The 25,923-nt window shown below is 72.2% G+C and carries 23 protein-coding genes and 1 tRNA gene; 3 read left to right on the top strand and 21 right to left on the bottom strand.

Annotation, left to right across the window (positions count from 1 at the left end; all coding sequences use genetic code 11):
• Positions 1–2: 2 nt before the first annotated feature.
• The 14 genes from ABC270_RS07280 to rplU form a co-directional block, all read right to left on the bottom strand.
• The gene (locus ABC270_RS07280; protein WP_412880166.1) at positions 3–1,550 is read right to left on the bottom strand and encodes a DNA polymerase Y family protein; all 1,548 of its coding nucleotides are present in this window, start codon (positions 1,548–1,550) and stop codon (positions 3–5) included.
• Between the two features lie 155 nt (positions 1,551–1,705).
• The gene (locus ABC270_RS07275; protein WP_412880165.1) at positions 1,706–2,515 is read right to left on the bottom strand and encodes a hypothetical protein; all 810 of its coding nucleotides are present in this window, start codon (positions 2,513–2,515) and stop codon (positions 1,706–1,708) included.
• Positions 2,516–2,620: 105 nt separating this feature from the next.
• Positions 2,621–4,129, bottom strand: a complete 1,509-nt coding sequence (locus ABC270_RS07270; protein WP_412880164.1) for an anthranilate synthase component I family protein — start codon at positions 4,127–4,129, stop codon at positions 2,621–2,623.
• Positions 4,108–5,046 (bottom strand): aldose 1-epimerase family protein, encoded by a 939-nt coding sequence (locus ABC270_RS07265; protein WP_412880163.1) that lies wholly within the window; start codon positions 5,044–5,046, stop codon positions 4,108–4,110. Before ABC270_RS07265 ends, ABC270_RS07270 begins: the two co-directional genes overlap by 22 nt.
• Before the next feature lie 101 nt (positions 5,047–5,147).
• Positions 5,148–5,223, bottom strand: a tRNA-Ala gene (locus ABC270_RS07260).
• 119 nt (positions 5,224–5,342) lie between these two features.
• Positions 5,343–5,714: a ribosome silencing factor gene (gene rsfS, locus ABC270_RS07255; protein WP_412880162.1), complete on the bottom strand. Its 372-nt coding sequence runs from the start codon at positions 5,712–5,714 to the stop codon at positions 5,343–5,345.
• A gap of 130 nt (positions 5,715–5,844) precedes the next feature.
• Positions 5,845–7,212, bottom strand: a complete 1,368-nt coding sequence (locus ABC270_RS07250) for a hypothetical protein (RefSeq protein ID WP_412880161.1) — start codon at positions 7,210–7,212, stop codon at positions 5,845–5,847.
• Entirely contained in the window at positions 7,209–7,808 is a 600-nt protein-coding gene (nadD, locus tag ABC270_RS07245) for a nicotinate-nucleotide adenylyltransferase (RefSeq protein WP_290132347.1), read from the bottom strand. The genes ABC270_RS07250 and nadD overlap by 4 nt, the downstream gene beginning before the upstream one ends.
• Before the next feature lie 11 nt (positions 7,809–7,819).
• Positions 7,820–8,026: a hypothetical protein gene (locus ABC270_RS07240; RefSeq protein WP_058724852.1), complete on the bottom strand. Its 207-nt coding sequence runs from the start codon at positions 8,024–8,026 to the stop codon at positions 7,820–7,822.
• A gap of 36 nt (positions 8,027–8,062) precedes the next feature.
• Positions 8,063–9,328, bottom strand: a complete 1,266-nt coding sequence (locus tag ABC270_RS07235; RefSeq protein ID WP_412880160.1) for a glutamate-5-semialdehyde dehydrogenase — start codon at positions 9,326–9,328, stop codon at positions 8,063–8,065.
• A gap of 321 nt (positions 9,329–9,649) precedes the next feature.
• Positions 9,650–10,465 (bottom strand): glutamate 5-kinase, encoded by an 816-nt coding sequence (gene proB / locus ABC270_RS07230; RefSeq protein ID WP_412880159.1) that lies wholly within the window; start codon positions 10,463–10,465, stop codon positions 9,650–9,652.
• Between the two features lie 7 nt (positions 10,466–10,472).
• A complete protein-coding gene (obgE, locus tag ABC270_RS07225) occupies positions 10,473–12,032 on the bottom strand; it encodes a GTPase ObgE (RefSeq protein WP_412880158.1) in 1,560 nt (519 codons plus the stop codon).
• A 101-nt stretch (positions 12,033–12,133) separates the two neighbouring features.
• Positions 12,134–12,388 (bottom strand): 50S ribosomal protein L27, encoded by a 255-nt coding sequence (gene rpmA, locus ABC270_RS07220; RefSeq protein WP_022904186.1) that lies wholly within the window; start codon positions 12,386–12,388, stop codon positions 12,134–12,136.
• Positions 12,389–12,402: 14 nt separating this feature from the next.
• Complete coding sequence (gene rplU, locus ABC270_RS07215) at positions 12,403–12,711, bottom strand: 50S ribosomal protein L21 (RefSeq protein WP_058724856.1); 309 nt, start codon at positions 12,709–12,711, stop codon at positions 12,403–12,405.
• A 179-nt stretch (positions 12,712–12,890) separates the two neighbouring features.
• On the opposite strand from rplU, the gene ABC270_RS07210 reads away from it, so the two are divergent.
• Positions 12,891–13,163 carry a DUF4031 domain-containing protein gene (locus ABC270_RS07210; RefSeq protein WP_412880157.1) on the top strand — a complete coding sequence of 91 codons (273 nt, stop codon included), beginning with the start codon at positions 12,891–12,893 and terminating at the stop codon, positions 13,161–13,163.
• Positions 13,164–13,276: 113 nt separating this feature from the next.
• On the opposite strand, the gene ABC270_RS07205 is transcribed toward ABC270_RS07210, so the two are convergent.
• Entirely contained in the window at positions 13,277–14,182 is a 906-nt protein-coding gene (locus ABC270_RS07205; RefSeq protein WP_412880156.1) for a hypothetical protein, read from the bottom strand.
• 2 nt (positions 14,183–14,184) lie between these two features.
• On the bottom strand, positions 14,185–17,037 hold the full coding sequence (locus tag ABC270_RS07200) for an Rne/Rng family ribonuclease (protein ID WP_412880155.1): 2,853 nt from the start codon (positions 17,035–17,037) through the stop codon (positions 14,185–14,187).
• Positions 17,038–17,374: 337 nt separating this feature from the next.
• Here ABC270_RS07200 and ABC270_RS07195 point away from each other — a divergent pair, with 337 nt between their 5' ends.
• Positions 17,375–17,977: a vitamin K epoxide reductase family protein gene (locus ABC270_RS07195; protein ID WP_412880154.1), complete on the top strand. Its 603-nt coding sequence runs from the start codon at positions 17,375–17,377 to the stop codon at positions 17,975–17,977.
• A 101-nt stretch (positions 17,978–18,078) separates the two neighbouring features.
• Complete coding sequence (locus tag ABC270_RS07190; protein ID WP_412880153.1) at positions 18,079–18,930, top strand: DsbA family protein; 852 nt, start codon at positions 18,079–18,081, stop codon at positions 18,928–18,930.
• Positions 18,931–19,241: 311 nt separating this feature from the next.
• On the opposite strand, the gene ABC270_RS07185 is transcribed toward ABC270_RS07190, so the two are convergent.
• From ABC270_RS07185 to ileS, 5 genes are read right to left on the bottom strand one after another with little or no spacing between them, the layout of a single operon-like run.
• On the bottom strand, positions 19,242–20,090 hold the full coding sequence (locus ABC270_RS07185; protein ID WP_412880152.1) for a DsbA family protein: 849 nt from the start codon (positions 20,088–20,090) through the stop codon (positions 19,242–19,244).
• A gap of 37 nt (positions 20,091–20,127) precedes the next feature.
• Positions 20,128–20,547: a nucleoside-diphosphate kinase gene (ndk, locus tag ABC270_RS07180; protein WP_412880151.1), complete on the bottom strand. Its 420-nt coding sequence runs from the start codon at positions 20,545–20,547 to the stop codon at positions 20,128–20,130.
• 33 nt (positions 20,548–20,580) lie between these two features.
• Positions 20,581–21,015, bottom strand: a complete 435-nt coding sequence (locus ABC270_RS07175) for a DUF4233 domain-containing protein (protein ID WP_412880150.1) — start codon at positions 21,013–21,015, stop codon at positions 20,581–20,583.
• Complete coding sequence (locus tag ABC270_RS07170) at positions 21,012–22,478, bottom strand: bifunctional folylpolyglutamate synthase/dihydrofolate synthase (RefSeq protein ID WP_412880149.1); 1,467 nt, start codon at positions 22,476–22,478, stop codon at positions 21,012–21,014. The genes ABC270_RS07175 and ABC270_RS07170 overlap by 4 nt, the downstream gene beginning before the upstream one ends.
• Complete coding sequence (gene ileS, locus ABC270_RS07165) at positions 22,475–25,717, bottom strand: isoleucine--tRNA ligase (protein WP_412880148.1); 3,243 nt, start codon at positions 25,715–25,717, stop codon at positions 22,475–22,477. The genes ABC270_RS07170 and ileS overlap by 4 nt, the downstream gene beginning before the upstream one ends.
• Positions 25,718–25,923: the final 206 nt, after the last annotated feature.

Below are 25,923 nucleotides of genomic sequence, written 5' to 3'. Positions count from 1 at the left end.
CCTCACGTCGCCACGGCCTCGGCCCACCACCGGTGGTCGGCCAGGACGAGGTACCAGGCCCGTCCCCCGTCGTCGACGAGCTGGAGCCGGTGCAGGCGTCGACCGCCGGACTCCCACCAGCGCACGACGAGCGGCCACGGTCCCGCCCACGCGGTCACCGGCCCGAACCGACCGCCCCGCTCGCCCTCGGCGCGGAAGCGCTCGGGCTCGCCGGTGAGCACGCCGCGCTCGTCGACGTCGACGGTGATGCCGGACGCGGTCTCCACGTCGACCGGCCGCGGACGGTCGAGCACCGTCGCCGGTGGTGGCCCCGGGAGCTTGCCGGGCCACGGGCGGTCGCGGACGGTCGCGAGCGCACGCTCACCGCCGACGGGGGCGTCGCCCCACGGGACGAGCACCACACGCTCGGCCAGCGTCCGGCCCCCGCCGATCCGCGGGGTGACGACACCGTCGTGCCCGACGAGTCCCTGGACCCGCGCGAGTCCGTGGTGCACCCGTTCGTCGGGCCCGGAGCCCCAGAGTCCGCGCTCGTGGTTGGCCGTGTCGTCGACCGCGACGGGTTCGAGCACGACCTGCACGACCGGTGCCTCGAGCCCGGTGGGGTCGACCCCACCGGCGAGCTGCCACCGGACCCGGTCGACGACGTCGGCCGCGTCGAACCAGCGCGGGTGCACCCACACCCGTTCGAGCAGGATGTCGCGTTCGTCGACGATCCCCACCCGGATGCTCGTCGCGACGAGCCCGGCGACACGGAGGCGCTCGGCGAAGTCGTCGGCCGAGCGCCGGAACGCGAAGGCCACCTGGTCGGCGCGGTCGAGCGGCGGCTCGAACGATGCCTCGACCCGGAGTTCCGGCGGCACCTCGCGCGCGGCGATCTCGCGCGGGTCGCGCCCACCCGCGAGCCGGTGCAGGAAGGCGCCGGCCTGCCCGAAGCGGTCGCGCACCTGCTCGTCGCCCAGGGCGGCGAACCCACCGAGGGTCGTGATGCCGAGCCGGCCGAGGAGCATCGCGAGGTCGGCGTCGCCGAGCACCCCGAGCGGCAGGTCGGCGAGGAACGGTGCCGAGCCGCCGACCGGGACGATCCGGGTCCGCTCCCCCGGCCGCACCGGACGGGCACGAGCAGCCTGCTCGGCGGCGAACGGGGTGTCCGCGACGCCCACCCGCACCCCGGGGGCGCCGTGGTCGGCGGCGATGCCCGCGAGCGTGGCGGCTGCGGCCCGCTCGCCGCCGTAGTACCGTGCCGGTCCGCGTGACCGGAGCGCGAGGGTCCCCGGGCGGAGGACCTTGACCCCGGGGACCGCCGCCTCGACCGCACGGATGACGGGCTCGAAGGCGCGGTGGTCGAGGGCGTCGTCGTAGGGCTGCACGACGAGCCCCGGGCAGCGCGCCTGGGCTTCCCGCAGGCGGAGCCCGCGTGCGACCCCGTGCTGCCGGGCGCTCGCGGAACAGGCGAACACCTGCCCGCCGGCCACGACGGCGAACGGCTGTTCCGGCGGCTCGCCGGCCGCACGAGCAGCGGCGACCACCGGCCAGTCCGGACACCAGAGCACGATCGTGCGCGTCGGCGGGGCCTCGGGGACCGCCCCGCTGCGCAGGACAGGAGCACTGCCCCCGTGCAGCGCCGCCCCCGCGCCGGACGCCCCGGTACGAGGCACGCCGACCCGGGGAGCTGCACCGCGGGACGCACCGGCCCGGCCCCGCGGGCTCACGACGCCACCGCCACCGGGCGCAGCACCGGACGCGACGCCGTTGCCGGTTCCACCGGACGGACCGCGCCGTCGGCCGCGGGCAGCAGGAGTTCGGCGCTCACCGGACGGACCGCACCCGCACGTCCGGTGGCCGTCACCGTGACCCGCCGCTCGGACAGGTAGCCGTGCCCGCGCCCGATGCCGCCCCAGTCGGAGGCGGTGACCTGCAGCGAGACGTCGGCCCCCGGCCAGGACCCGAGCGAGACGAGCGCACCGCCGCGCTGCCGGAGCCGGGCGGCGAGCCGGGAGACGTCCCCGGGCACCACGCGACCGAGCGGCCGGGTGAGCACGATCTGCGCGACGTCGACGAGGGCGGCCGTGACCGTCAGCCACTGGTCGCCCGGATCCGGCACGAGCACCAGCCGTTCGAGGTCGATCCCCGCCGCGGCTGCCGCTTCGACCCCGAAGGACGGCACCCCGACGACCGCGCACCAGGCCCCCTCGGCAGAGGCCGCCTGCAGCATCGTCATCGCCAACAGCACCGAGTCCTGCACGACGTACGTGCCACCGACCCGGATCGCACCACCGGGCAACAGTGGCGCGATCGCCGGCGCCGTCGGCAGTCCGACGACGGTGTCGACCCGCGTCGCCTCCATCTCGGCGACGCGGGACCGCAGGCTCGTGATCCGCTCGAGTGCCGCACGGGCGTCCCCGAGGTGGTCGACCCGACGGACGGGCCGGGCAGCACGGTCCGTCCGGGGAGACCCGTACGGATCCCCCGGCGCCGCGAGTGCCGCTGCCGACTGCATGCCCTCATATTCGAACATGTGTTCGATGATGTCAATCGGGTCCGACATCCTGTGGACAGTCCGCCCGAACAGACGTTCGACACGCCGGGGTCGACGAAGATCGTCAGCCGGAACGCGCCCCGGTCACCAGCGCGCGACGGCCCCCACGCCGCCCAGCACCGATCGGGTCTTCGTCTCGACCTCGTCCGCCTCGTCACCGGGGTCGGACGACCACGTCACCGCACCGCCGGCCCCGAGGGTCCGAGCGAGCACCCGGCCGTCGTCGTCGACCACCGTGACCAGTGTGCGGATGACCACCGACAGGTCCACTGCACCACTCGCCGAGAAGTACCCGACCGCACCCGAGTAGACCCCCCGCGGCGCACCCTCGAGCCGGTCCGCGATCGCCGTGGCGCTGCTCTTCGGCGCGCCCGTCATCGATCCCGGCGGGAACGCCGCCCGCACCGTCGCAGCCCGCGACGCTCCCGCCGGCAGCACCGCGGACACGGTCGACACGAGCTGGTGCACGCTCGCGTAGGTCTCGACGGCGCACAGCCGGTCGACGTGCACCGACCCCGGCACCGCCGTCCGCAGCAGGTCGTTGCGGAGCAGGTCGACGATCATCACGTTCTCCGCGCGGTCCTTCGCGCTCGCGGCGAGGTCCGCCCGCACCGCCGCGTCGACCACCGGGTCGGTGGCACGACGCCGGGTCCCCTTGATCGGCTCCGCGGTGACCACGCCGTCCGCCATGATCCGCAGGAACCGCTCCGGCGACCGGCTGGCGACGCGGAGCGCGCCGAGACGGAGGTACGCACCGAACGGCACGGGGTCAGCGGCCCGCAGGCGCAGGTACTCGACGAGGTGGGGATCCGTGCCGGGGGCGACCCGTGCCTCCAGGCCGGGCACCGCGAACGCGGTGGTGAGGCAGACCTGGAAGGCGTTGCCCTCGCGGATCTCGCGTCGGCACGTCTCGACGGCCGCCTCGTAGGCGACGCGCGTGACGCGCCCCTGCGCTGGGACGGCCGGGAGGCCCGGGGGCACGTCGACGACGTCGGCGCGCGCGGGCAGGACGGTCGCCTCCTCGAGCCAAGCCCGGTTCGCCGCGCTGGCGTCCGGCTCCGTGCCGGCGACGAGGGCGAGCGCCCACGCGGCGCCGTCCGGACCGACGACGACGGCGCGGTCGACGAACCGGAGTTCCGCGTCGGGGTGATCGGTCGCGGACCGGTCGGGACCGCCGACCTCACGGCCCAACTCGTAGCCGAGGAACCCGGCCCAGCCGAGCGCGAAGCCGCACCCCGCGACCGGCTCGGCCAGCCGCGGCGTCCGCGCCAGCAGGTCGTCGAGCACGGTGAACGCGGGCTCGTCGGAGATCCGGGACGGCCCGAACCACGTCCGGGCGGCCGGGGCGACGTCGACGACCGCGTGCCGCCGCTCGTGCCGGAACCGCGTGGCGAACGGCCCGTCGGTCACCGCGAGCACCGACCAGGCCGCCCGCTCCGCCGCCAGGGCTGGTGCACCGGCCGGCAGGCCGGAGTCGAGCCAGACGACGTCGGCCGTGCCGTCGGCGAGCAGTCCGAGGTCGGGCGCGCCCGCGAGGCGTCGGACCTCGATCCGCACCCCGGGGTCGTGGGTCAGATCGCGGCGATCGTCCATGCGGCGGTGTGCGCGGCACCCGGTTCGAGCACGAGCAGCCCGCGGTCGGCGCCGGTGTTGAACGCGTCGGGCGCGCAGGTCATCGGCTCGACCGCGAGGCCCGACCGGTGGTACTCGGGGACGACGTGGTCGGCGGTGTGCACCTGGACCCAGCCGCACTCGGCGCCGAAGGACGCTCGGACGCCGTGCCCGTCCGCGGCCACGACGTCGATCACGGCCGTGCCCTCGGCGTCACGGACGAAACCGGTGAAGGCGTGGTCGATGAAGCGCGGTCCGATCACGGTGGGCTCGCGCAGGTCAAACTCGTCGTGCACGGGCACGAGGGCGGTGGGGACCAGCCGGTCCGCGGTGACCTCGAGCACCTCCGCGGCGGGCAGGGTGAGCGTCCAGTCGTCGACCGATCCGGCGCCCGCGACGAGGTACGGGTGCGGGCCGGTCCCCCACGGCGCACGGGAGGGTCCGGTGTTCCGACCGGTGACCGCGGTGTGCAGTCCCTCGCCGTCGAGGCGGTACTCGACCGTGACGACGACGCGGTGCGGGTACCCCTGCTGCGCCGGGACCGTGGTGGTGAGCACGGCACGGTCGGACTCGTGGGCCTCGACGGTGAAGTCCGCCCACCCGACGAGGCCGTGCAGGGCGTGCTGACGGGTCGGCTCGGTGAGCGCGAGCTCCTGTTCGGCACCGTCGAACGTGTAGCGGCCGTCGACGACACGGTTCGGCCACGGCGCGAGGACGGCACCGCGGAAGACCGGTCGGACCTCGTCGGCGTCGAAGGGCACCACGAGGTCGCGCCCGTGGAAGCGGAGGGTACGGAGCGATGCGCCGACCGTGGCGATGTCGGCGGTGTACCCGTCGGCGGTGATCGTCAGCTGCGATCCGGACAGCGGGGCGCCCTCGCCCACGTGCTCAGCACTCATGGGGTCAGCGTATCGGGCGGGAGCGGCCCTGCCGGACTCGCTCGTACCGTGTGCCACAACGGCGAAAGCCCCGCTGTTCCAGAGGACAGCGGGGCTTTCGGTGGTGGATCTGAGGGGACTCGAACCCCTGACCCCCTGCATGCCATGCAGGTGCGCTACCAGCTGCGCCACAGACCCGTTCGGTGTTGCTTCGTACCTTCGGTTCCCCGGAGGCACCATAGAAGCGTACACCATGCGAACACCCGGGAACGAAATCGTCACCGTCACCCGGGCGCGTCGTGCTCGACCTGCCCGGGTCAGCCCTGTTCGACGGGCAGCTCGAGCGGGATCGTCGGGCAGTCGGCCCAGAGCCGCTTGAGGGAGTAGTACTGGCGGTCTTCCTCGTGGAAGACGTGCACGACGATGTCACCGAAGTCGATGAGCACCCAGCGCCCCTCGGAGCGACCTTCACGACGCAGCGGCTTCGCGCCGGCCTCGATGAGGCGTTCCTCGACCTCGTCCGCGATCGACAGGACGTTCCGCTCGTTCCGTCCGGTCGCCAGGAGGAACACGTCCGTCAGCTGGAGCGGCCCGGTCACGTCGAGCGCGACGAGGTCCTCGGCCTGCTTGGCGTCGGCCGCGGTCGCAGCGATCTGCACGAGTTCGAGTGCGCGTGAGGAGGCGGGCACGCAGTTCCTTCCGGTCGTCGCCCGACTCGGTGCCGGACTGGGGTGCCGAGGGATCGGCCCCGTCATCATAGGTCAGACATCGGACACCGGCCAGCCAGACCCAACGAGGGCGCGGTCGTGCGCCTGCGTCTCAGCCGAACGGGTGCGTCGTGAGGAGCGCGACGATGATCACGGCCGCCGCAGCCACGCCGACGGCTCCGACCGACACTGCGAGGACCATCGGGGTCTTCGACTCCTTCGGCTTCGCCGCCGCGAGGACGACCTGCCGCGTGGAGGTGTGGCTCGACACCGCGCGGCTCGCACGGATCGGACTGGCGTCGGTCTCCGGCTGTTCGTCGTGCTGCTCGAGCAGACGGTCGACCTCGGCGCCGTCGATCGGCCGGTGCGACCCCGTCGAGGAGAGCGATGCCGGCAGGTCGATCGAGCCGGTGAGGATGACCTCGCCGGTGGCGTTCAGTGCACCCGTGGGGTCGGCGAGCGCCGAGTTCGGCAGCACGATGGCGTTCGGGTTCGACGCGGCGACGCGGCGGGTGCCGGTCTCCTCGTCGTGGACCTCCGCGTCGTTCGAGTCGTGCGCGAGGGCCGACCAGTGTCCGGTCGGCGGCTGGAACGCGGTCGTGACGGGCTTGGGCTCGACCGGACGCTGGAACGCCGCCGGCACACCGGAGGACGTGGCGGGGTCGGCGGCGGGCCGCTGCACGGGCGTCTCGTTCGTGTCGCCGTCGAGGGACAGGGGGAAGACCCCTGGTGTCGCAGCGTCCACGGGGGGCAGCTTCGGCGCGATCGGCGCTGACGGGGTCTCCGCCGCGTCGGCGGCCGGCTCGGTCCCGGTCGTCGGAGCGGTGTCGTCGGCTGGTGCCACCGCGGCGTCGGCGTCATGCGGCGCCCAGGTCGAGCGGTGTCGACGGGGCTCCTCGGCGTGCGCCGCGGCTTCCTCGAGGGGCTCGACCGCGTCGGGCGAGCCGTCGGCTTCCGTGGCTTGGTGCACGACGGCCTCGTCCAGCGCGGCCGGCGCCTCGGCAGCGTCGGCTGGATCCGCGGACGGCTCGGACCCGTCGCGGCTCGGCGAGGACGCGACGGGCGAGGAGTCGGCTGAGACGGCCTGGTCGTCCTCGAGCGTGGACACCGACCCGATGACGTCCTGGACCGTCCGGTCCGACGACTGGGGTGTGGGGTTGCGCAGCGGTACGGGCAGGACCGCCTGGACCTCGGCCTCACGCATGAGGCGGAGTTGCCGCCGGGTGAGACCGCCGGTGCCCGGCACGATCTCGGTCGCGGACGCCGGCGGCACGTCGGGGACGCCCGCCTGCGCGGCACCGGCCGGAGCCGGGGCGACGTGCGAACCAGGCCGTCGACGGGCCTGCTCCGAACCGTCGGTGGACGTGGGTGCGGCGACGGTGGGCGGCGGTGTCACGGGCTGGCCACCGGCGGCGGCAGCGCGCTCCCGCTCGCGCGCCTGGCGCCGCGACAGTGGCGGCTGCGCGTCGGACGAACTCATGCAACGCTCCGATACAGATGGTGCTTGGAGATGTACTGGACGACCCCGTCCGGCACCAGGTACCAGACGGGGAACCCGCGCCGGACCCGATCGCGGCAGTCGGTCGACGAGATCGCCAGCGCGGGCACCTCGAGCAGACTGACGTCCCGCTCCGGCAGGCCGGTGATGCTCAGGGCGTGGCCCGGGCGCGTCACGGCGACGAAGTGCGCGAGGTCCCAGAGGCCATCATGGTCTTTCCAGTCGAGGATCTGCTGAACGGCGTCCGCGCCCGAGATGAAGACGAGCTGCGCGTCCGGCCGCTGCTCGTGGAGGTCCCGCAGGGTGTCCACCGTGTAGGTGGGACCCGGCCGGTCGATGTCGACGCGGCTGACGGTGAACATCGGGTTCGAGGCCGTCGCGACCACCGTCATGAGGTACCGGTGCTCGGCGTCCGTGACGTCGGACTTCATGTACGGCTGACCGGTGGGGACGAACACCACCTCGTCGAGGTCGAAGGCGCGCGCGACCTCGGACGCGGCCACGAGGTGGCCGTGGTGGATGGGGTCGAACGTGCCACCCATCACACCGATGCGCGGCCGCCCCGAGCTCTCCAGCATGGGGTGACGGATCAGAGCTTCGTGTGGCCGAACTCGTCGACGCCGGTCTCGTGGTGACGAGTGGCCTCGAACTTGTGCGAGTGGCGGTACGCGACGTCACGGAAGCTCCACGTCACGAACCCGAGGAACGCGAAGAAGAGGGCACCGACGAGCGGGAAGACGTACGCGGGGACCCCGGAGGCGTTCTCTGCGGCTTCAGCGAGGAGGGTCATCGTCATGTGCTCCGTTCGGTCGGTGGAAAGACGCCGTTCAGTCTAGCCGCGGATCTGGCCCTGACCGCGCACGATCCACTTGGTGCTCGTGAGTTCGGGCAGCCCCATCGGCCCGCGGGCGTGCAGCTTCTGTGTGGAGATGCCGACCTCGGCACCGAAGCCGAACTCGCCGCCGTCCGTGAAGCGTGTGGAGGCGTTGACCATCACGACCGCCGAGTCGACGCCCGCGAGGAACCGCTCCGCGGTGTCGACGTCGTTCGTGACGATCGACTCGGTGTGGTGCGTCGACCAGGTCGCGATGTGCGCCATCGCCGCGTCGACGTCCGGCACGACACGGATCGAGAGGTCGAGATCCATCGACTCCGTCGCCCAGTCGGCCTCGGTCGCGCGGAGCACGCCGGGCACGATCGAACGGGTGGCGTCGTCGCCGCGCAGCGTCACCCCGGCAGCCCGGAGGCGGTCGGCCAGCACCGGGAGCAGGCGTTCCGCCGCACCTTCGTGCACGAGGAGCGTCTCGAGGGCGTTGCACACGCTCGGCCGCTGCACCTTGCTGTTGAGCACGATGTCGACGGCACGGTCCTCCGGCGCGGACTCATCGAGGAACACGTGCACGACGCCGGCTCCGGTCTCGATGACGGGTACCTGGGACTCCGTGACGACCGTCTGGATGAGCGACGCGCTCCCCCGCGGGATGAGGACGTCCACGAGTCCCCGGGCCCGCATGAGCTCGGTGGCGCCCGCACGGCCGAACTCGTCGATGGTCTGGACCAGCTCGCGCGGCAGCCCCACCGAGGCCACCGCGTCCTGGATGCGCGCGACGAGCACGGCGTTCGTGCGCTGGGCCGCCGACCCGCCGCGGAGCACGACGGCGTTGCCGCTCTTCAGCGCGAGGCTCGCGATGTCGACGGTCACGTTCGGCCGTGCCTCGTAGATCGCTCCGACGACGCCGAACGGCACGCGCACCTGGGTCAGCTGCAGACCGTTCGGCAGCACGGAGCCGCGGACGTTCTGGCCGACCGGGTCCGTCAGACCGATGACGTGCTCCACGGCGACGGCGAGGGCGTCGATCCGTGCCGCGTCCAACCGGAGTCGGTCGAGCAGGCCGGAGGACAGTCCGCCGTCCTCGCCCGCGACGAGGTCCTCGTGGTTGGCCCGGACGATCTCGTCGGTCGCGGCGCGGACCGCGGCGGCGATCGCGCCGAGCGCCGCGTCCTTGACGGCCGTGGTCGCGGTCGCGAGCACCGACGCCGCGTCGCGGGCGGCCACGAGCTTGTCGGTCAGGGTCGGAGCGGGTGCGGTCAGCGACATGGCTCGATCATAGGTCCGCCTCCCCCGCGATGACGCGGTGCGTCCCGCGCCTGTGGAACCGACCTGGAGGCACGCCGCCGGTGCAGGGATCGTGTCACGTCGCTCGCGTCCCGACGCGCGCGACCGGCGTCGGCGGCCGGGCACGACACGCCGCGCGCGCGGCACGGCAGGGGCAGGAACGATCGCGTTCCCGCCGAGGGAGCGACGGATCGCGACCGCTCGACGGGCGCTGCCGAGCGCGCCGGGGCGAGCCGCGCCGCCAGGCCGCGTCGGACCGCACCAGAGCACCCGGCCGCACCGGAGCACCCGGCCGCACACCCGCTACGCCCGCGGCGCCGCCTCGAACCAGGTGCCGACGTGCTCGCCCGCCAGCGCGGACGCCACCAGCGACGTCGCCGTGACGAGCACCGACGTGCCGGCGTCCGCCGCGAGCCGAGCCGCCGCGACCTTCGTGCCGGCGCCCCCGGTCCCGACACCAGCGGCGCCGATCGACCCGAACGTGACCCCGTCGAGCCCGTCGCCGTACGGCACGTGCTCGATCGGCTCCGCCCCGGGTTGCTGCGGCGGCTTCGTGTAGAGCGACTCGACGTCGGAGAGCAGCACGAGCGCATCGGCCCCGAGGAGCCGGGCCACGAGCGCCGCCAGCCGGTCGTTGTCACCGAACCGGATCTCGTGCGTCGCGACGGTGTCGTTCTCGTTCACGATCGGCAGCACCCGCAGGGCGAGCAGCCGGTCGATCGCCCGCTGCGCGTTCACCCGGTGCGTGGGGTTCTGCAGGTCGCCGGCGGTGAGGAGGATCTGCGCCGCGACCACCCCGTGCCGGTCGAGCTCGTTCTGGTAGCGGAACATCAGCACGTTCTGCCCGGTCGCCGCCGCTGCCTGCTGGGTGGCGAGGTCGTCGGGGCGCCCCTCGAGCCCGAGGAACGGGAACCCGGTCGCGATCGCGCCGGACGACACCAGCACCACCTCGGTCCCCCGGGCGTGGGCCGCTCCGAGGGCGTCGACGAGCGCGCCGATCTGCCCGACGTTGTCGCCGCTCACGGAGGACGAGCCGACCTTCACGACGAGTCGACGCGCGCGCGGGATGTCCGCGCGCGAGCGCACCGGGCCCAGGTCGGTGTCGGTCGCCTCGGTCATGCCCCGGTCAGTCCTTGCCCTCGTGGTGGCGCTCGACCTCACCCGAGAACGGGTCCGCGTCGTCCGCGTCGTCGTCCGCCCAGAGGCCGGAGACGCGCTCCTGCTCGAGCTCGGCGCGGGCCGCGGCCTTGGCGTCCATGCGCTCGAAGTACTCCTCGCGGCGCTCGTTGCGGGTCGGGCGGGAGCTGCCGCCGATGCGGGAGTCGGTGCCGCGCGCGCTCGTGATGAGCTCGGCGGTCGAGGTGAGCGTCGGCTCCCAGTCGAAGACCGTGCCGCCGTCGCCACCGATGACCACGGTGGACCCGGCGACCGCTCCGGCCTTGAAGAGGCCGTCCTCGACGCCGAGCTTGGCGAGACGGTCTGCGAGGTAGCCGATCGCCTCTTCGTTGGTGAAGTCGGTCTGCTGCACCCAACGCTCGGGCTTGGCACCGCGGACGCGGTAGAAGCGGTGCTCCTCGCCGCCCTCGGCCCGGACGGTGAAGGGGACCTCGTCGACGGCCTTCGGGCGGAGGACGATGCGCTCCGGCTGCGGCTCGACGGCGCGCTCGGCACGGGCGCGCTCGACGATGTCCGCGAGGGCGAAGGTCAGCTCGCGGAGCCCCTTGTGGGAGGCCGTCGAGATCGGGAAGACCCGGTAGCCACGGCCCTCGAGCTCGGCGCGCACGAAGTCGGCGAGCTCCGCGGCGTCCGGGACGTCGATCTTGTTGAGCGCGATGAGCTGCGGGCGCTCGAGCAGCGGCACCTGGCCCTCGGGCACCGGGTAGCGCTCGAGCTCGCCGAGGATGACGTCGAGGTCGCTGATCGGGTCACGGCCCGGGTCCATGGTGGCGCAGTCGATGACGTGGAGCAGGGCCTCGCAGCGTTCGACGTGGCGGAGGAACTCCAGTCCGAGCCCCTTGCCCTCCGATGCGCCCTCGATGAGGCCCGGGACGTCGGCGACGGTGAAGCGGGTCGAGCCGGACTCGACGACGCCGAGGTTCGGCGTGAGGGTCGTGAACGGGTAGTCGGCGATCTTCGGCTTCGCGGCGGAGATCGCGGCGATGAGCGACGACTTGCCCGCGCTCGGGAACCCGACGAGGGCGACGTCGGCGATCGTCTTCAGCTCGAGGCTGACGTCGCCGGACTCCCCCGGCGTGCCGAGGAGCGCGAACCCGGGGGCCTTGCGCTTCGTCGTCGCGAGCGCGGCGTTGCCGAGGCCGCCCTGACCGCCAGCGGCCACGACGACGCGCATGCCGGGCTCGGTCATGTCGGCGACGACCTCACCGCGCTCGTCGTGCACGACGGTGCCGATCGGGACGGGGAGCTCGAGCGTCTCGCCGCTGATCCCGCTGCGCATGTCGCCCATGCCGGGCTGGCCGTTCTTCGACGAGCGGTGCGGCGAGCGGTGGTACCCGAGCAGGGTCGTCACCTGCGGGTCCGCGACGAGCACGATGTCGCCGCCGTCGCCGCCGTTGCCGCCGTCCGGGCCGGCGAGGGGCTTGAACTTCTCACGGCGGACCGACACGCAGCCGTTGCCGCCGTCCCCCGCGCTGAGGTGCAGGGTCACGCGGTCGACGAACGTCGCCATGGGTCCACTCCTAGGTGTTGCTGGAACTTCTGGTGCAGAAAAGAGAACGGGAGGGGCGGGCACGTGGCCCGCCCCTCCCGCAGAGTCAGATCGTGGGTCGCTTACGCAGCGCCGACGATGTTGACGACCTTGCGGCCGCCCTTGGTGCCGAACTCGACCGCACCGGCCGAGAGGGCGAACAGCGTGTCGTCGCCACCGCGGCCGACGTTGGCGCCCGGGTGGAAGTGCGTGCCGCGCTGGCGGACGATGATCTCGCCCGCGTTGACGACCTCGCCGCCGAAGCGCTTCACGCCGAGGCGCTGCGCGTTCGAGTCACGACCGTTGCGAGTGGAGCTCGCACCCTTCTTGTGTGCCATCTTCTACTCCCGCCTTACGCGATCTCGGTGATCTTGACGCGGGTGAGCTCAGCGCGGAAGCCCTGACGCTTCTTGTACCCGGTCTTGTTCTTGAACTTCTGGATGACGACCTTCGGGCCGCGGAGGTCCTCGAGCACCTCGGCGGTGACCGTCACGTTCGCGAGCTCGGTCGCGGCCGAGGTGATGGTGTCACCGTCCACGAGGAGCACCGGAGCGAGCTTGATCTTGCCCTTGTCGTCGGCCTTGGCACGGTCGATCGTGAGGATCGTGCCGACCTCGACCTTCTCCTGACGGCCGCCGGCGCGCACTACTGCGTAAACCACGTGGAATTCCTTACGTACTCTGCTTGAGGGAAGTCTCGGGTGCCCACTGCTGCACGAGCGGCTCCCGGGGAGGCCGGGCCCGATCGGCGACGCAGGCAGAACGGCCCGCTGACACCAGGGATCGAGAATACTCGATCCCACCGCGTCCGGTCAAACGGCGACACACGTACCATTGGCGGGTGACCGTCCTGATCGACCCGCCGACGTGGCCTGCGCACGACACGTTGTGGTCGCACCTCGTCAGTGACGAATCGTACGACGAACTGCACGCCTTCGCGAGTGCCGCAGGTCTCCCCCGGCGCGCGTTCGACCACGACCACTACGACGTGCCGATGGCCCGCTACGACGAGCTCGTGGCCGCCGGGGCGAGCCCGGTGACCGGCCGGGAGCTCGTGCTCCGACTCATCCGCAGCGGCCTCCGCGTCGCGCAGCGGGACAAGCGCCCGTCCTGACGGACGGCGCCGCACGCACCCGTCCGGCGCCGGGACCGGCCTGGAGGCGCGGCTCGACCCAGTCACGCCGGTCCGGGTCCTGTGCGTGGTCGGGGCACAAGTCCGTGGTCGCGTCAGCGCTGCGGCGGACCCCAGGGGTTCGCCGGCGGCTGCTGGTGCTGCCCGGCAGGCGGCGCATACGGGTTCGGCTGCTGCCCGGCAGGCGGCGCGTACGGGTTCGGCTGCTGCCCGCTCGGCGGCGCGTACGGGTTCGGCTGCTGCTGCCCGGTCGGCGGCACGGAGGAGCCCGCCGGTGGGTGTCCTGGGCCTCCCGCGCCCTGCACGGTGGCCGCGGGCACGGCATCGGGCTGCCGGAGCGTCCCGGGGGCGCCCAGGGGCCGGCGCGTGCCGCCCCGGGGACGCCCGAGCCACAGCCACGCGCCCGTGGTCGTGGCCACGAGCATGAGCGTCAGCGGGAGTCCGCTCTGCAGCGGCACCGTCACGATGCTCGTCACGAGCCGTGCGGCACCGGAGCCGCGGACCACGCCGAAGGCCCCGGTGAAGACCCCGACGAGCGCCAGCGCGACCGTCCCCGCCGCCCCGGCGAGCACGGCACGCAGGAGGATCACCGGCAGCGGACTCCGCCGTGCGACGGGGACCAGGAACGCCAGCGCGAGGAAGGCTCCGACGTGGAACGGCAGGGGCGCGAGGAAGACCCCGTGCACGAACCCGGCGACGAGGCTGTCCCCCGCGCCGTACTGCGCGAACGGACCCACCACGAGGGAGGTGCCGAGGAGGCCGACGAGTCCGGACACGAACTCGACCACGACCACCGTGACGACCGCGATGAGGGCGCCGGTCGTGTTCGTCAGGGAGGCACCCGGAGCGAACGCGCGACGGGGGTCACCGGTCGGACGTCGACGCTGCGGAGGGGCCGGCGGCGCGTACGGCACACCGGCCGAGGGACCCGGCGCGGGCTGCTGCCAGCCCGCGCCGTAGTACCCGCGGTCGTGCTGGCCCGGGTCCCCCGTGTTCGTCACGCTCAGTTCCCCACGATCACGGTGCCGTCCTCGGGCGTGTCACCCTCGGTGGACGCCGGTGCGCTGATGCTCGGGGAGGAGACGCGGCGGGAACGCGAGCGGCCCTGGCCGGGCTGCTTCGGCTCCGGGAGCGCGTTGAGGACCGAGTCGAGCAGCGACTCCGCGTCCGCCGCGGGCACGGCACGGGGCTCGCGCTTCGTGACGGCGACGGGGATGTCGAGGATCGCGACGGTGTTCTCGGTCGGGGTCACCGGGGCGCTCGAGCTGACCCGACGGCGAGCCGGGGGCGTCGTGGTCGGGACCGGCTCGGCGGTCGCGGTCTGCGGCTCCGCGACCGGAGCGGCGTCGACCGGGTCCGCGGGGGCGTCCGTGACCGACGACGACTGCTCGCCGGCGGATGCGATCCCGGACGCCTCGGCGGACGCCGACGCCTCGGTGGCCTGCGGCTCACCGCCGCTGCGGCTGCCGCGACGACGACGACGCTTCGGACCACCCGAGGACTCGGCGGGAGCCTCGGACGAGGACGTCGAGGACGTCGCCGGAGCCGGTGCCTCCGGAGCCGATTCCGGCGTGGTCGGGCTCGCGACACCGGTGACGGCCACACCGCTCACAGCAGCGGCCTCGGCGGCGGCGCGCTCCTCGTGCGGGAGCGTCGACGCCGCGATGCGGGACAGGGCGTTCTTCACGTCGTCGGTGATCTGGTGGGTCTGCGAGCCGTGGCCGGCCGACACGGCACCACCGTTGCCGTTCGACCCGCTGTTGCCGCCGTTGCCGTTCGGAGCGCTGCCGTTGCCGCCGCGGCCCTTCCGACGACCCTTCGAGGGGCCGGGGTCCGCGTTGTTGTCGTTGACCTTGGCGTTGACCTCCTCGAGCGACTCCCGGAGCCCGACGCCGATCTTCTTGCGCGTCATCTGCACGAGACCGAGCGAGGTGACCTCGGCGACCTGGTGCTTCGTGCGGTCGCGGCTCAGGCACTCGACGAGTCGACGCAGCACGAGGTCGCGGTTGGACTCGAGCACCATGTCGATGAAGTCGACGACGATGATGCCGCCGATGTCACGCAGTCGGAGCTGGCGGACGATCTCCTCGGCGGCCTCGAGGTTGTTCTTGGTGACGGTCTCCTCGAGGTTGCCGCCGGACCCGACGAACTTCCCCGTGTTGACGTCGACGACCGTCATGGCCTCGGTGCGGTCGATGACGAGCGAACCACCGGAGGGCAGCCACACCTTGCGGTCGAGGGCCTTCTCGATCTGCTCGTTGAGCCGGTACTCCTCGAAGGAGTCCGGGCCGTCGTAGATCTCGACGCGGTCCTTGAGGTCCGGCGCGACGGCGTCGAGGTAGTCCTCGATGGTCCCGCGTGCGGCGTCGCCGTCGATGATGAGCTTGGTGAAGTCCTCATTGAAGACGTCACGGACGATCTTGACGAGCAGGTCGGGCTCGGAGTGCAGCATGACCGGGGCATGCCCGCCCGCGACCTTCTTCTGGATCGCCTCCCACTGGCTCGTGAGGCGCTGCACGTCGCGGGTGAGCTGCTCCTCGGTCGCGCCCTCGGCCGCCGTGCGCACGATGACGCCGGCGTGCTCGGGCAGGACCTCCTTGAGGATCTTCTTCAGGCGCGCCCGCTCGGTGTCGGGCAGCTTGCGGGAGATGCCGTTCATCGAGCCGTTCGGCACGTAGACGAGGTACCGACCGGGCAGCGAGACCTGCGAGGTGAGTCGGGCGCCCTTGTGGCCGACCGGGTCCTTCGTGACCTGCACGAGCACCTTGTCGCCGGGCTTGAGCGCCGACTCGATGCGACGACCGTGGCTGGTGTCGACGGAGTTCCAGTCGACCTCGCCGGCGTAGAGCACGGCGTTGCGACCACGACCGATGTCGACGAACGCCGCCTCCATCGAGGGCAGCACGTTCTGGACCTTGCCCAGGTAGACGTTGCCGATGAGCGAGACGTTGTGCGACTTCGTCACGTAGTGCTCGGCGAGGACACCGTCCTCGAGCACGCCGATCTCGATCTTCTGCGAGCTCGAGCGCACGATCATCTGCCGGTCGACGCTCTCGCGGCGGGCGAGGAACTCGTCCTCGGTGATCACCTGACGGCGACGTCCGGCGTCACGGCCGTCGCGGCGACGCTGCTTCTTGGCCTCGAGTCGGGTCGACCCCTTGATGCGCTGCGGCTCGGTGATGAGCTCCGGCTCACGCTCACGCTCACGACGGCGCGGCTCTGCCTGCTCGGCGGCGCCTCCGAACGCGCTGCCACCGCGACGACGGGACCGGCGACGTCCGCCGCCCTGCTCGTCGTCGTCCTCGGGAGCGGAGCGGGGCGCACGCGGCGGCAGGTCCGGGAGGACCGGCGCGTGGAAGATCAGGCTGGTCGTGCTGGTCGCGCGGGGCACGTACGGCTCGTCCGCGGGCTCCGCCGGACCGGAGGCGCTGCTCGCGTCCGCCGGGGCCGTCACGTCGTCCGCGGGGGCCGTCACGTCCGCCGCGGGGGCGGCTGCGGTCTCCGTGGTCGCGTCGTCCGCGGCGACCACCGGCAGGTCGCCGGTGAGGGTGCTCACGTCGTGCGGCTCGTCGGCGCCCGCCGTCGTCTCGACCGCGACCGACACCTCGGGTGCCGCGTCGTCGGTCACCGCGACGGTCTCGGTGCCGACCTCGACCGAGGCATCGGCGCCCGGTGCTTCCGCGGCCGGCGCAGCGACGGCCTGCGAGCCGGCCGCCTGCTCGACGGGAGCCGACTGCTCGACGCCACCCCGGGCCTCCAGGTCGGCCGACCGTGCCCGGCGACCGCCGAACAGGCGGCTCCGGCGCTTCGGCGCTTCGTCGTTCTTCGTGTTGTCGTTGTTGTTCTGCTCCACCATGGAACTGGTGCACTCCTCGGCCCCGCTCGCGCCCTGTCGGGCGGCGGGAATTCTCGTGTGGCGGGTGGCGTCCACGCCCCCGTGCTCGTTGTCGTTCGCGACCGGCCCGCGGCAACTTGTGGTGCGTCCGCGTCCGTTCGTCCCCGGGCACCCGGCCTGGGCTTCGCGGAGCGTCGGAGTGACGCGTGTTCCGGTCGCGGCACGCTCTCACCGTGCCTGTTCGGTCCGGGACCAGCCCGGAAAGCTCACGCCGCGTGACCGTGTCCGGTCGTGCGACCCCACCATCATCGCATGCCCCTCACGGAAACGACCGGATCGCGCGTGCGATGATGACCGCGTGAGCACGCCGCGTACCCTCCACCGCCGTCCGATCGCGATGGGGGTGTTCCTGCTCGTGACCGGCGTCGTCGGGCTGTACGCCTCCTTCCGGCTCGTGCTGGACGAGTTCGCGAAGTACGAGAACCCCAAGACCGCGCTGTCGTGCGACGTCAACGTGTTCGTGAACTGCTCGGACGTGATGACGAGCGCGCAGGGGCACCTGCTCGGCTTCCCGAACCCGCTCCTCGGTCTCATGGGCTTCGTCGCGCCGATCGCGGTGGCCGTCATGCTGCTCGCCGGGTTCCGGAACGGTTCGCGGTGGTTCTGGATCACCTTCAACGCGGGCGTGTTCCTGGCCTGGGTGTTCGTGACGTGGCTGTTCACCCAGACCGTGTGGTTCATCGGGGCCCTCTGCCCGTGGTGCATGCTCGTGTGGTCGATGACGATCCCGATGTTCTGGGTGTTCACGATCTGGAACGCCGCGCAGGGACGCTTCGGCGCCGGGGTCGAGCGCATCGGCAAGACCCTGCTGCCGTTCTGCTGGGCGTTCCCGCTCGCGAACTACCTCGTCATCGCGGTCTCGATCATCATCGTCTTCCCGCGGATCTTCCAGAGCTTCTGATCCCGGCGGCCCATCCCACTCGGTGACGTGTCACCGGATTCCTGGTGCCTTCCCAGCCAGGCCGCCCCGGAGGTGCGCGCCCGGCACCTACGCTCGAACCGATGAGCGAGAACCAGGGCAAGAAGGCGCGTCGGGACGAGGCACGTGAGCGTGCACGGATCGCACGCGAGAAGCAGCAGGCGCGTCGCCGCCGCAACCGGACGCTGACGATCAGCGGCATCATCGTGGGCGGCCTGGCGGTCATCAGCGCGATCGTGCTGGTCGTCGCGAACTCGGTGCAGCCAGCGGGTCCGGGTCCGGCGAACATGGCGAGCGACGGCATCGTGCTGCACGGCGTCGACGGCAAGATCGAGCCGGTCACGACGAAGGCGATCCCCGAGGGCGGGAAGCCCACCGCGACGAAGCAGGACGACTCGGTGGCGAACATCACCGTGTACTCCGACTACATGTGCCCGTACTGCAACCAGTTCGAGACCGCGCAGATGTCGCAGATCCAGCAGTGGGTCGAGAACGGCTCGGCGACGCTCGAGCTGCACCCGTTCAACCTGCTCGACCGGGTGTCGCTCGGGTCGAAGTACTCCACGCGATCCGCCGCCGCAGCCGCCTGCGTCGCGAACGACGACCCGCAGGACTTCCTCGCCTACAACACCGCGCTCTACGCGAACCAGCCGTCGGAGAACACGCGCGGCCTGACGAACGACGAGCTCGCGTCGCTCGCGGCCAAGGCCGGGGCGACGAGCAAGGACGTCGCGACGTGCATCACGGACCAGCGGTTCGCCGGGTGGGTCGCGGACGCCACGAACCGTGCGCTCAACGAGAAGATCCCGAACTCGTCCCTCGACAAGGTGACCGGGACGCCGACGGTCATCGTGAACGGGAAGCAGTACACCGGCTCGCTGACCGACACCGACGCGTTCTCGGCGTTCGTCCTGCAGAACGGCGGCAAGGCGTAAGGCCTCCCCGCGACACCGACCCGGCAGCCCCTGCGCCGTCCCCTCGAGCGGACGGCGCAGGGGCTGCCCGCTTGCGTGCTGCTGGGAGCTGACGGACGGCGGCGGCCGGCTGCGGCGACGGGTCCTTCCGGACGTCCTCGCTGGCCGAACGGGCTCCCACGCGGTCGACTCGGCGGCTCCGACCGGGCGCCGATCGTCCGCACCTCCACCGGACCGTCCGACGGCGGCCCGCCTCGGCCCGTGGGTCGCTGGTCCGAGCAGAACGCCCCCGTCCGATGCGGAGCGGGGGCGTTCTGGCTGTGGTGCCGGGCCTACTTCGCGGCGGCGTCGATCTTCGTGATCACGTCCGTCAGGTTCGCGAGCTTCTCGCCGTTCACCAGGACGGTCGGGGTGCCGAAGCCCTGCGTGCCCTGCAGTGCGGGATCGTTCACGACGGTGTCGGTGGACCGGGTGACCCAGCCCTTGAACTGCTCACTCGAGAGGCAGTCCGCGACCTTCGCGCTCGTCGCTCCGCCCTTGTCGACGAGGTCGGCGATCTGCTTGTTCGTGAGCCCCGCCGTACCCTCCTCGGGCTGGTTGTCGTAGAACTGCGTCTGGACGTCGAGGAACTTGTCCGGCTCGTAGTTCGCGACGCACATGGCTGCGTTCGCGGCGCGGCTCGCGTACCGCGTGTTCTGGTAGCTGCGGTCGAGGATCGACACCGGCTGGATCGCGAGCGTCACGTCGCCCGACTTCACCTTGTCGAGGATCTGGTCGGCGTAGGCCGCCTCGAACTGCTTGCAGACCGGGCAGGCCCAGTCGATGTACTCGGTCACCTGGACGGTGCCGTCGGGACCGGTGGTGGGCTTGGGCGACGCGGACGCGTCCGCCGAGACCGCGCCGGAGGTCACGGGTGTGACCGTGCCGTCCTTCCCCGTGAACTGGATCGCGCCCGTGATCATGTTCTTCGGGCCCGTGGCCGAGACGGTGTTGGCGTTGTTCACGTTCACCACGACGATGGCGACGATCGCCGCGACCGCGATGATGCCGAGGCCGATGCCGCCCTGCAGGAACCACTTGTTGCGGCGCTTGCGGCGGCGCTCGGCCTCGGCGCGCTGGCGGGCGACGTCACGGGCGTGCGCGCGCCGCTCGTTCTTGCTCGGTCGGTCGTTGTTCGTCATGCCGTTCGCTCCTGCGGTCCCGCGTGTCGGTCGTCGCTCACGCGAACCAGAGGCCGAGCTCGCGGGCCGCCGACTCCGGCGAGTCCGAGCCGTGCACGAGGTTCTGCTGCACCTTGAGGCCCCAGTCGCGGCCGAGGTCACCGCGGATGGTGCCGGGTGCAGCCGAGGTCGGGTCGGTGGTGCCGGCGAGCGAGCGGAAGCCCGCGATGACGCCGTTCCCCGCGACACGCACGGCGACGATCGGGCCGGACTGCATGAACTCCACGAGCGGCTCGAAGAACGGCTTGCCCTGGTGCTCCTCGTAGTGGGCGTCGAGCAGGTCGCGCGGCGCGGTCAGCATCTTCAGGTCGACGATCTCGTAGCCCTTGGCCTCGATCCGACGGAGGATCTCGCCGGTGAGCTGGCGGGCGACGCCGTCGGGCTTGACGAGGACCAGGGTCTCTTCGAAGTCGGACATGCAGAACTCCTTGACGGGGTCGTGGGGTGGTGGTCAGCCCTCGCCGGCAGCGGCTCGTCGTGCGGCGTTCTGCCGGTCGAGCTGACCGCCCTTGACGAAGCAGTAGACCCACAGCGCCAGGAACACCGCGCCCACCGCGAACATGAACGGTTCGATGAAGCCGGTGGCGAGGATGGCCGCCTGCAGCAGCCACCCGAACCATACACCGGCGCGGTTGCCGGTCAGCCGTGACGCCAGCGCCAGCACCACGATCGCGCCGATGCCGCCGCCGAACGCGACGAGCGGCGGCAGCGTGTGCTTGCCGAACGTGACGAGCATCGGGAAGAAGAACATCACGGCCTCGAGCCCGAGGGTGATCGCGAGCAGGCTCTCGCGTGCTCCGCGGTCGCGCCGGGGCCTCCGCTGGCGCGGCGTACGGGCCGCCTTCGTCGGTCGTCCCGGCCTGGAGGCGCGGTTCGGCTCCGTCACTTCGCCCCGCCCTCCGCGTGCACCAGGTCCATGACCGCGCCCACCATCACGATGGAGCCGGCGACCAGGACAAGGGCGTCCTCCGCGTCCGCCTCGTCCGCGAGGTCGCGCGCCTCCTGCAGCGCCTGGTCGAGCGCCGGTTCGACGACGACGCGGTCCGCGCCGACCTCGTCGACGACGATCCGCGCGAAGGCGTCGGCGTCGAGCGCCCGCTCCCCCGGCGGCTGCGTCACGACGAAGGTCTGCACGGTGTCCTTGAGCGCCCGGACGAACCCGCGGGCGTCCTTGTCGCCGAGGATCCCGACGACGCCGACGACGTGCTCGGACGGGAAGGCCACCGGGAGCGCGTCGGCCAGGGCCCTGGCGCCGTGCGGGTTGTGCGCGGCGTCGACGACGACCACGGGGTCCTGCGCGATCGGCTGGAGCCGTCCGGGGCTCGTCGCTGCGGCCAGCCCCTCGGACAGCACGTCCTCGTCGAGCGCCTGCGAGCCACGGCCGAGGAACGACTCGACCGCCGCGATCGCGACCGCGGCGTTGTGGGCCTGGTGCGCACCGAACAGCGGCACGAAGAGGTCGTCGTAGGTGCCGGCCAGGCCCTGCACGCTGACGAGCTGCCCGCCGACCGCCGGGGTGTCGCTCGTGACCCGGAAGCCGGTGCCCTCGACCGACAGGCTCGACTCGGTGAGCTCGGCGGCCCGTTCGAGCTCGGCGAGCGCGTCCGGGGTCTGCGCGCTGGACACGACCGCCGACGAGGGCTTGATGATCCCGGACTTCGTGCGCGCGATCTCGGCGACGGTGTTGCCGAGTTGCTTCGCGTGGTCCATCGCGATCGGAGTGAAGACGGCGACCTGGCTCTGCACGACGTTGGTGGAGTCCCACTCGCCGCCCATGCCGACCTCGATCACCGCGACGTCGACCGGTGCCTCCGCGAAGCAGGCGAGCGCGAGGACGGTGAGCGCCTCGAAGAACGTCAGCGGCAGCTCGCCCTTCGCGGTGAGCTCCTCGTCGGTCATCTCCAGGATCGGGGCGATGTCGTCCCAGTTCTCGACGAACCGGTCCGCGGCGATCGGCTCGCCGTCGATGACGATGCGCTCCCGGATCGACACCAGGTGCGGGCTCGTCATGAGTCCGGTCCGCAGGCCGTGGGCGCGGACGATGCTCTCGGTCATCCGGGCGGTCGAGGTCTTGCCGTTCGTCCCGGTGATGTGGATCACGGGGTACGACAGGTGTGGGTCGCCGAGGAGCTCGACCGCACGACGGGTCGCGCTCAGCCGGTGCTCGGGGGCCTGCTCGCCGATCCGGGCGTACAGGGCCGCCTGCACACGGCGGACCTCTTCGTCGTCCCCGTCCGCCGGGGACGGGTCGACCGGGGTGTGCGCTGCGGGACCTGCGGGGATCTCGATGCCATCGGCGCCGGCATCCTCGTCGTCGTACCCGTGCTCGTGCTCGTTCTGCTCGCTCATGCGCGTGCCACCTCCACGGACACCTTCGCTGCCTCGCCGACGTCGGTCGCCGTCGCGCCCGCGGCGAGCGGGACGACCTGGACCGCGGTCGCGAGGGTCTCCCCCGCGATGAGGTCGCGGTGGGTCCGGACCGCGTCGGCGGCGTCGTCGGACACCCCGAGCGTCAGGGCGATGCGGTCGCTGACGTCGAGGTCGGCGTCGCGGCGGGCCTGCTGGACGGCGCGGACGACGTCACGCGCCAGGCCCTCGGCCTCGAGCTCGGGCGACGTCACCGTGTCGAGCACGACGAAGCCGCCGCCGTCGAGGAACGCCACGGCCACCGAGTCGTCCGCCACCGTGAGGTCGAGCGAGTACTCGCCCTCCACCAGGTCGACGCCACCGACCGTCACGCCGGCCTCGGTCGCGACCCAGTCACCGCGCTTGGCGGCCGGGATGACCTGCTGCACCTGCTTGCCGATGCGCGGCCCGGCGGCGCGGGCGTTGACGGTGAGCTTCCGCTCGATGCCGTACTGCGCCAGCGACTCCTCGGCCTGCTGCTCGAGCACGACCCGCTTGACGTTGAGCTCGTCGCGAAGGATGTCCGTGAACGGCTCGACCGCCGCGGGGTCCGGCACGACGAGCGTCAGCGTCGCGAGCGGCAGCCGGACGCGCTTGCCGGTGGCCTTGCGGAGCGCGAGCCCCTTCGAGGCGACGTCGCGCACGCGGTCCATGGCGGCGACGAGGGCGTCGTCGGAGGGGAACTCGTCGGCCGACGGGAAGTCCTCGAGGTGCACCGAACGGCCACCGGTCAGGCCCTTCCAGACCTCCTCGGTGACGAGCGGCGCGAGCGGCGCCGCGACGCGCGCGAGCGTCTCGAGCACGGTGTACAGCGTGTCGAACGCGGCCCGTGCCTCGGGGCTCGACGCCGCGCCGGCCCAGAACTTGTCGCGCGAACGCCGCACGTACCAGTTCGTGAGCACGTCGGCGAAGTCGCGGACGGCCTGCGCCGCGAGCGGGGTGTCGAGCGCGTCCAGGTGCTCCGTGACGTCGGCGACGAGCACGCGGGTCTTGGCGAGCAGGTAGCGGTCGAGCACGTCGGTGCTCGCGGTGCTGCGCTGCGCCTGGTACCCGTCGGCATTGGCGTACAGGGTGAAGAAGTAGTACGTCGACCAGAGCGGGAGCAGGAACTCGCGGACACCCTGGCGGATGCCCTCCTCGGTCACGACGAGGTTGCCGCCGCGGATCACGGACGACGACATGAGGAACCAGCGCATCGCGTCGGCACCGTCACGGTCGAACACCTCGGACACGTCCGGGTAGTTCCGCAGCGACTTCGACATCTTCTGGCCGTCGGAGCCGAGGACGATGCCGTGGCTGATGACGTTGCGGAACGCCGGACGGTCGAACAGCGCGGTGGACAGCACGTGCATGACGTAGAACCAGCCGCGGGTCTGACCGATGTACTCGACGATGAAGTCGGCCGGGTTGTGCGCCTCGAACCACTCGCGGTTCTCGAACGGGTAGTGCACCTGCGCGTACGGCATCGAGCCGGAGTCGAACCAGACGTCGAACACGTCCGAGATGCGCCGCATGGTCGACCGGCCCGTCGGGTCGTCCGGGTTCGGGCGGGTCAGGTCGTCGATGAACGGACGGTGCAGGTCGACCTCGCCGTCGGCGTTCACCGGCAGCCGGCCGAAGTCCCGCTCGATCTCCTCGAGCGAGCCGTACACGTCCGTGCGCGGGTGTGCCGGGTCGTCCGACTGCCAGACAGGGATCGGCGTGCCGAAGTAGCGGTTGCGCGAGACCGACCAGTCGATCGCGTTGCCGACCCACTTGCCGAACTGGCCGTCCTTGACGTTGTCCGGCACCCAGTTGACGTCCTGGTTGAGCTCGCCCATGCGGTCGCGGAACTCGGTGACGCGGACGAACCACGACGAGACCGCCTTGTAGATGAGCGGCTTGCGGCAGCGCCAGCAGTGCGGGTAGCTGTGCTCGTAGGACGCCTGGCGGAGCAGGCGGCCGGCGTCGCGCACGGCCTTGGTGAGCGGCTTGTTCGCGTCGGACCAGAGCATGCCCGCGACCTCGCCGAACTGCGAGGTGAACACGCCGCCCTCGTCGAGCGACAGCACGACGGGGATGCCGGCGGCCGCGCAGACCTCCTGGTCGTCGGCGCCGTACGCCGGGGCCTGGTGCACGATGCCCGTGCCCTCGCCCGTCTCAACGTACTCGGCCACGAGGATGCGCCAGGCGTGCTCGTAGCCCTCCGCCTCGGCCAGGAAGTCGAACAGCCGCTCGTACCCGACGCCGTCGAGCTCGGTGCCGGCGACCGTGCGGAGCACGGCGGCGAGCGCGTCGTCCGCGCTCTCGTAGCCGAGGTCCTTCGCGTGCGCTGCCACGGTGTCGGACGCGAGCAGGTACGAGGTGACACCGGCGGCGCCACCGTCAGCCGCGCCTCCAGGCCCTGCCGGGACGACCGCGTACGCGATCGACGGTCCGACCGCGAGGGCGGCGTTCGTGGGGAGGGTCCACGGGGTCGTCGTCCACGCGAGCGCGCGCACCCCGGTGAGTCCCAGCTCGTCGGCGCGGGCCCCGCGCAGCGGGAACGCGACCGTGACGGACTGGTCCTGCCGCGACTGGTAGACGTCGTCGTCCATGCGGAGCTCGTGGTTCGACAGCGGGGTCTGGTCGTTCCAGCAGTACGGCAGCACCCGGAAGCCCTCGTACGCCAGGCCCTTGTCCCAGAGCTGCTTCCACGCCCACAGCACGCTCTCCATGAACGTGACGTCGAGGGTCTTGTAGTCGTTCTCGAAGTCGACCCAGCGCGCCTGCCGGGTGACGTACTGCTGCCACTCGTCGGTGTACTGCAGGACCGACTTCTTGGCGGCCGCGTTGAAGACGTCGACGCCCATCGCGTCGATCTCGTGCTTCTCGGTGATGCCGAGCTGGCGCATGGCCTCGAGCTCGGCGGGGAGGCCATGGGTGTCCCAGCCGAAGCGGCGGTGCACCTGCTTGCCGCGCATGGTCTGGTAGCGCGGGAAGACGTCCTTCGCGTACCCGGTGAGCAGGTGGCCGTAGTGCGGCAGGCCGTTGGCGAAGGGCGGGCCGTCGTAGAACGTCCACTCCGGGCAGCCCTCGCGCTGGTCGATCGAGGCCTGGAAGGTACCGTCGCCCTTCCAGAAGGCGAGGATCCCCTGCTCGACGGCGGGGAAGCTCGGCGAGGGCGTGACGCCGTCGGCGTCCGAGTTGAGCGGGTAGCGCACCTGGGGGCTCCTGTGGGTTCGGTTCGTCTCCACGAGGACGGAGCGTGCTCCGCGGTACCACCTCGCTTGCCGGACGCTGCTCGCGCTGCGACCGACCGCTCGTTCGCCGGATGGGGGTGCGGTCCGGTCCGCCCGGTTCTACTGCCGGCCGTCGGTCGTGCCGACTGCCGGGTTCTTCCGGAGGCTCCCCGGTGATGGCCGGTTCG

The sequence above is a fragment of the Curtobacterium phoenicis genome (assembly GCF_047238015.1).
GTDB lineage: Bacteria > Actinomycetota > Actinomycetes > Actinomycetales > Microbacteriaceae > Curtobacterium.
The sequence above is the reverse complement of the archived record's forward strand: the minus strand, read 5'-3'. Positions and strand labels throughout refer to the sequence as shown.

Coding starts and splice junctions, on each gene's coding strand:
- rpmA (WP_022904186.1), bottom strand. CDS start 12,388: ATGGCACACAAGAAGGGTGCGAGCTCCACTCGCAACGGTCGTGACTCG.
- ABC270_RS07185 (WP_412880152.1), bottom strand. CDS start 20,090: ATGACGAACAACGACCGACCGAGCAAGAACGAGCGGCGCGCGCACGCC.
- nadD (WP_290132347.1), bottom strand. CDS start 7,808: ATGCTGGAGAGCTCGGGGCGGCCGCGCATCGGTGTGATGGGTGGCACG.
- ABC270_RS07190 (WP_412880153.1), top strand. CDS start 18,079: ATGAGCGAGAACCAGGGCAAGAAGGCGCGTCGGGACGAGGCACGTGAG.
- ABC270_RS07240 (WP_058724852.1), bottom strand. CDS start 8,026: ATGACGATGACCCTCCTCGCTGAAGCCGCAGAGAACGCCTCCGGGGTC.
- ABC270_RS07200 (WP_412880155.1), bottom strand. CDS start 17,037: ATGGTGGAGCAGAACAACAACGACAACACGAAGAACGACGAAGCGCCG.
- ABC270_RS07265 (WP_412880163.1), bottom strand. CDS start 5,046: ATGAGTGCTGAGCACGTGGGCGAGGGCGCCCCGCTGTCCGGATCGCAG.
- proB (WP_412880159.1), bottom strand. CDS start 10,465: ATGACCGAGGCGACCGACACCGACCTGGGCCCGGTGCGCTCGCGCGCG.
- ABC270_RS07235 (WP_412880160.1), bottom strand. CDS start 9,328: ATGTCGCTGACCGCACCCGCTCCGACCCTGACCGACAAGCTCGTGGCC.
- ndk (WP_412880151.1), bottom strand. CDS start 20,547: ATGTCCGACTTCGAAGAGACCCTGGTCCTCGTCAAGCCCGACGGCGTC.
- ABC270_RS07250 (WP_412880161.1), bottom strand. CDS start 7,212: ATGAGTTCGTCCGACGCGCAGCCGCCACTGTCGCGGCGCCAGGCGCGC.
- ABC270_RS07170 (WP_412880149.1), bottom strand. CDS start 22,478: ATGAGCGAGCAGAACGAGCACGAGCACGGGTACGACGACGAGGATGCC.
- ABC270_RS07275 (WP_412880165.1), bottom strand. CDS start 2,515: ATGTTCGAATATGAGGGCATGCAGTCGGCAGCGGCACTCGCGGCGCCG.
- ABC270_RS07270 (WP_412880164.1), bottom strand. CDS start 4,129: ATGGACGATCGCCGCGATCTGACCCACGACCCCGGGGTGCGGATCGAG.
- obgE (WP_412880158.1), bottom strand. CDS start 12,032: ATGGCGACGTTCGTCGACCGCGTGACCCTGCACCTCAGCGCGGGGGAC.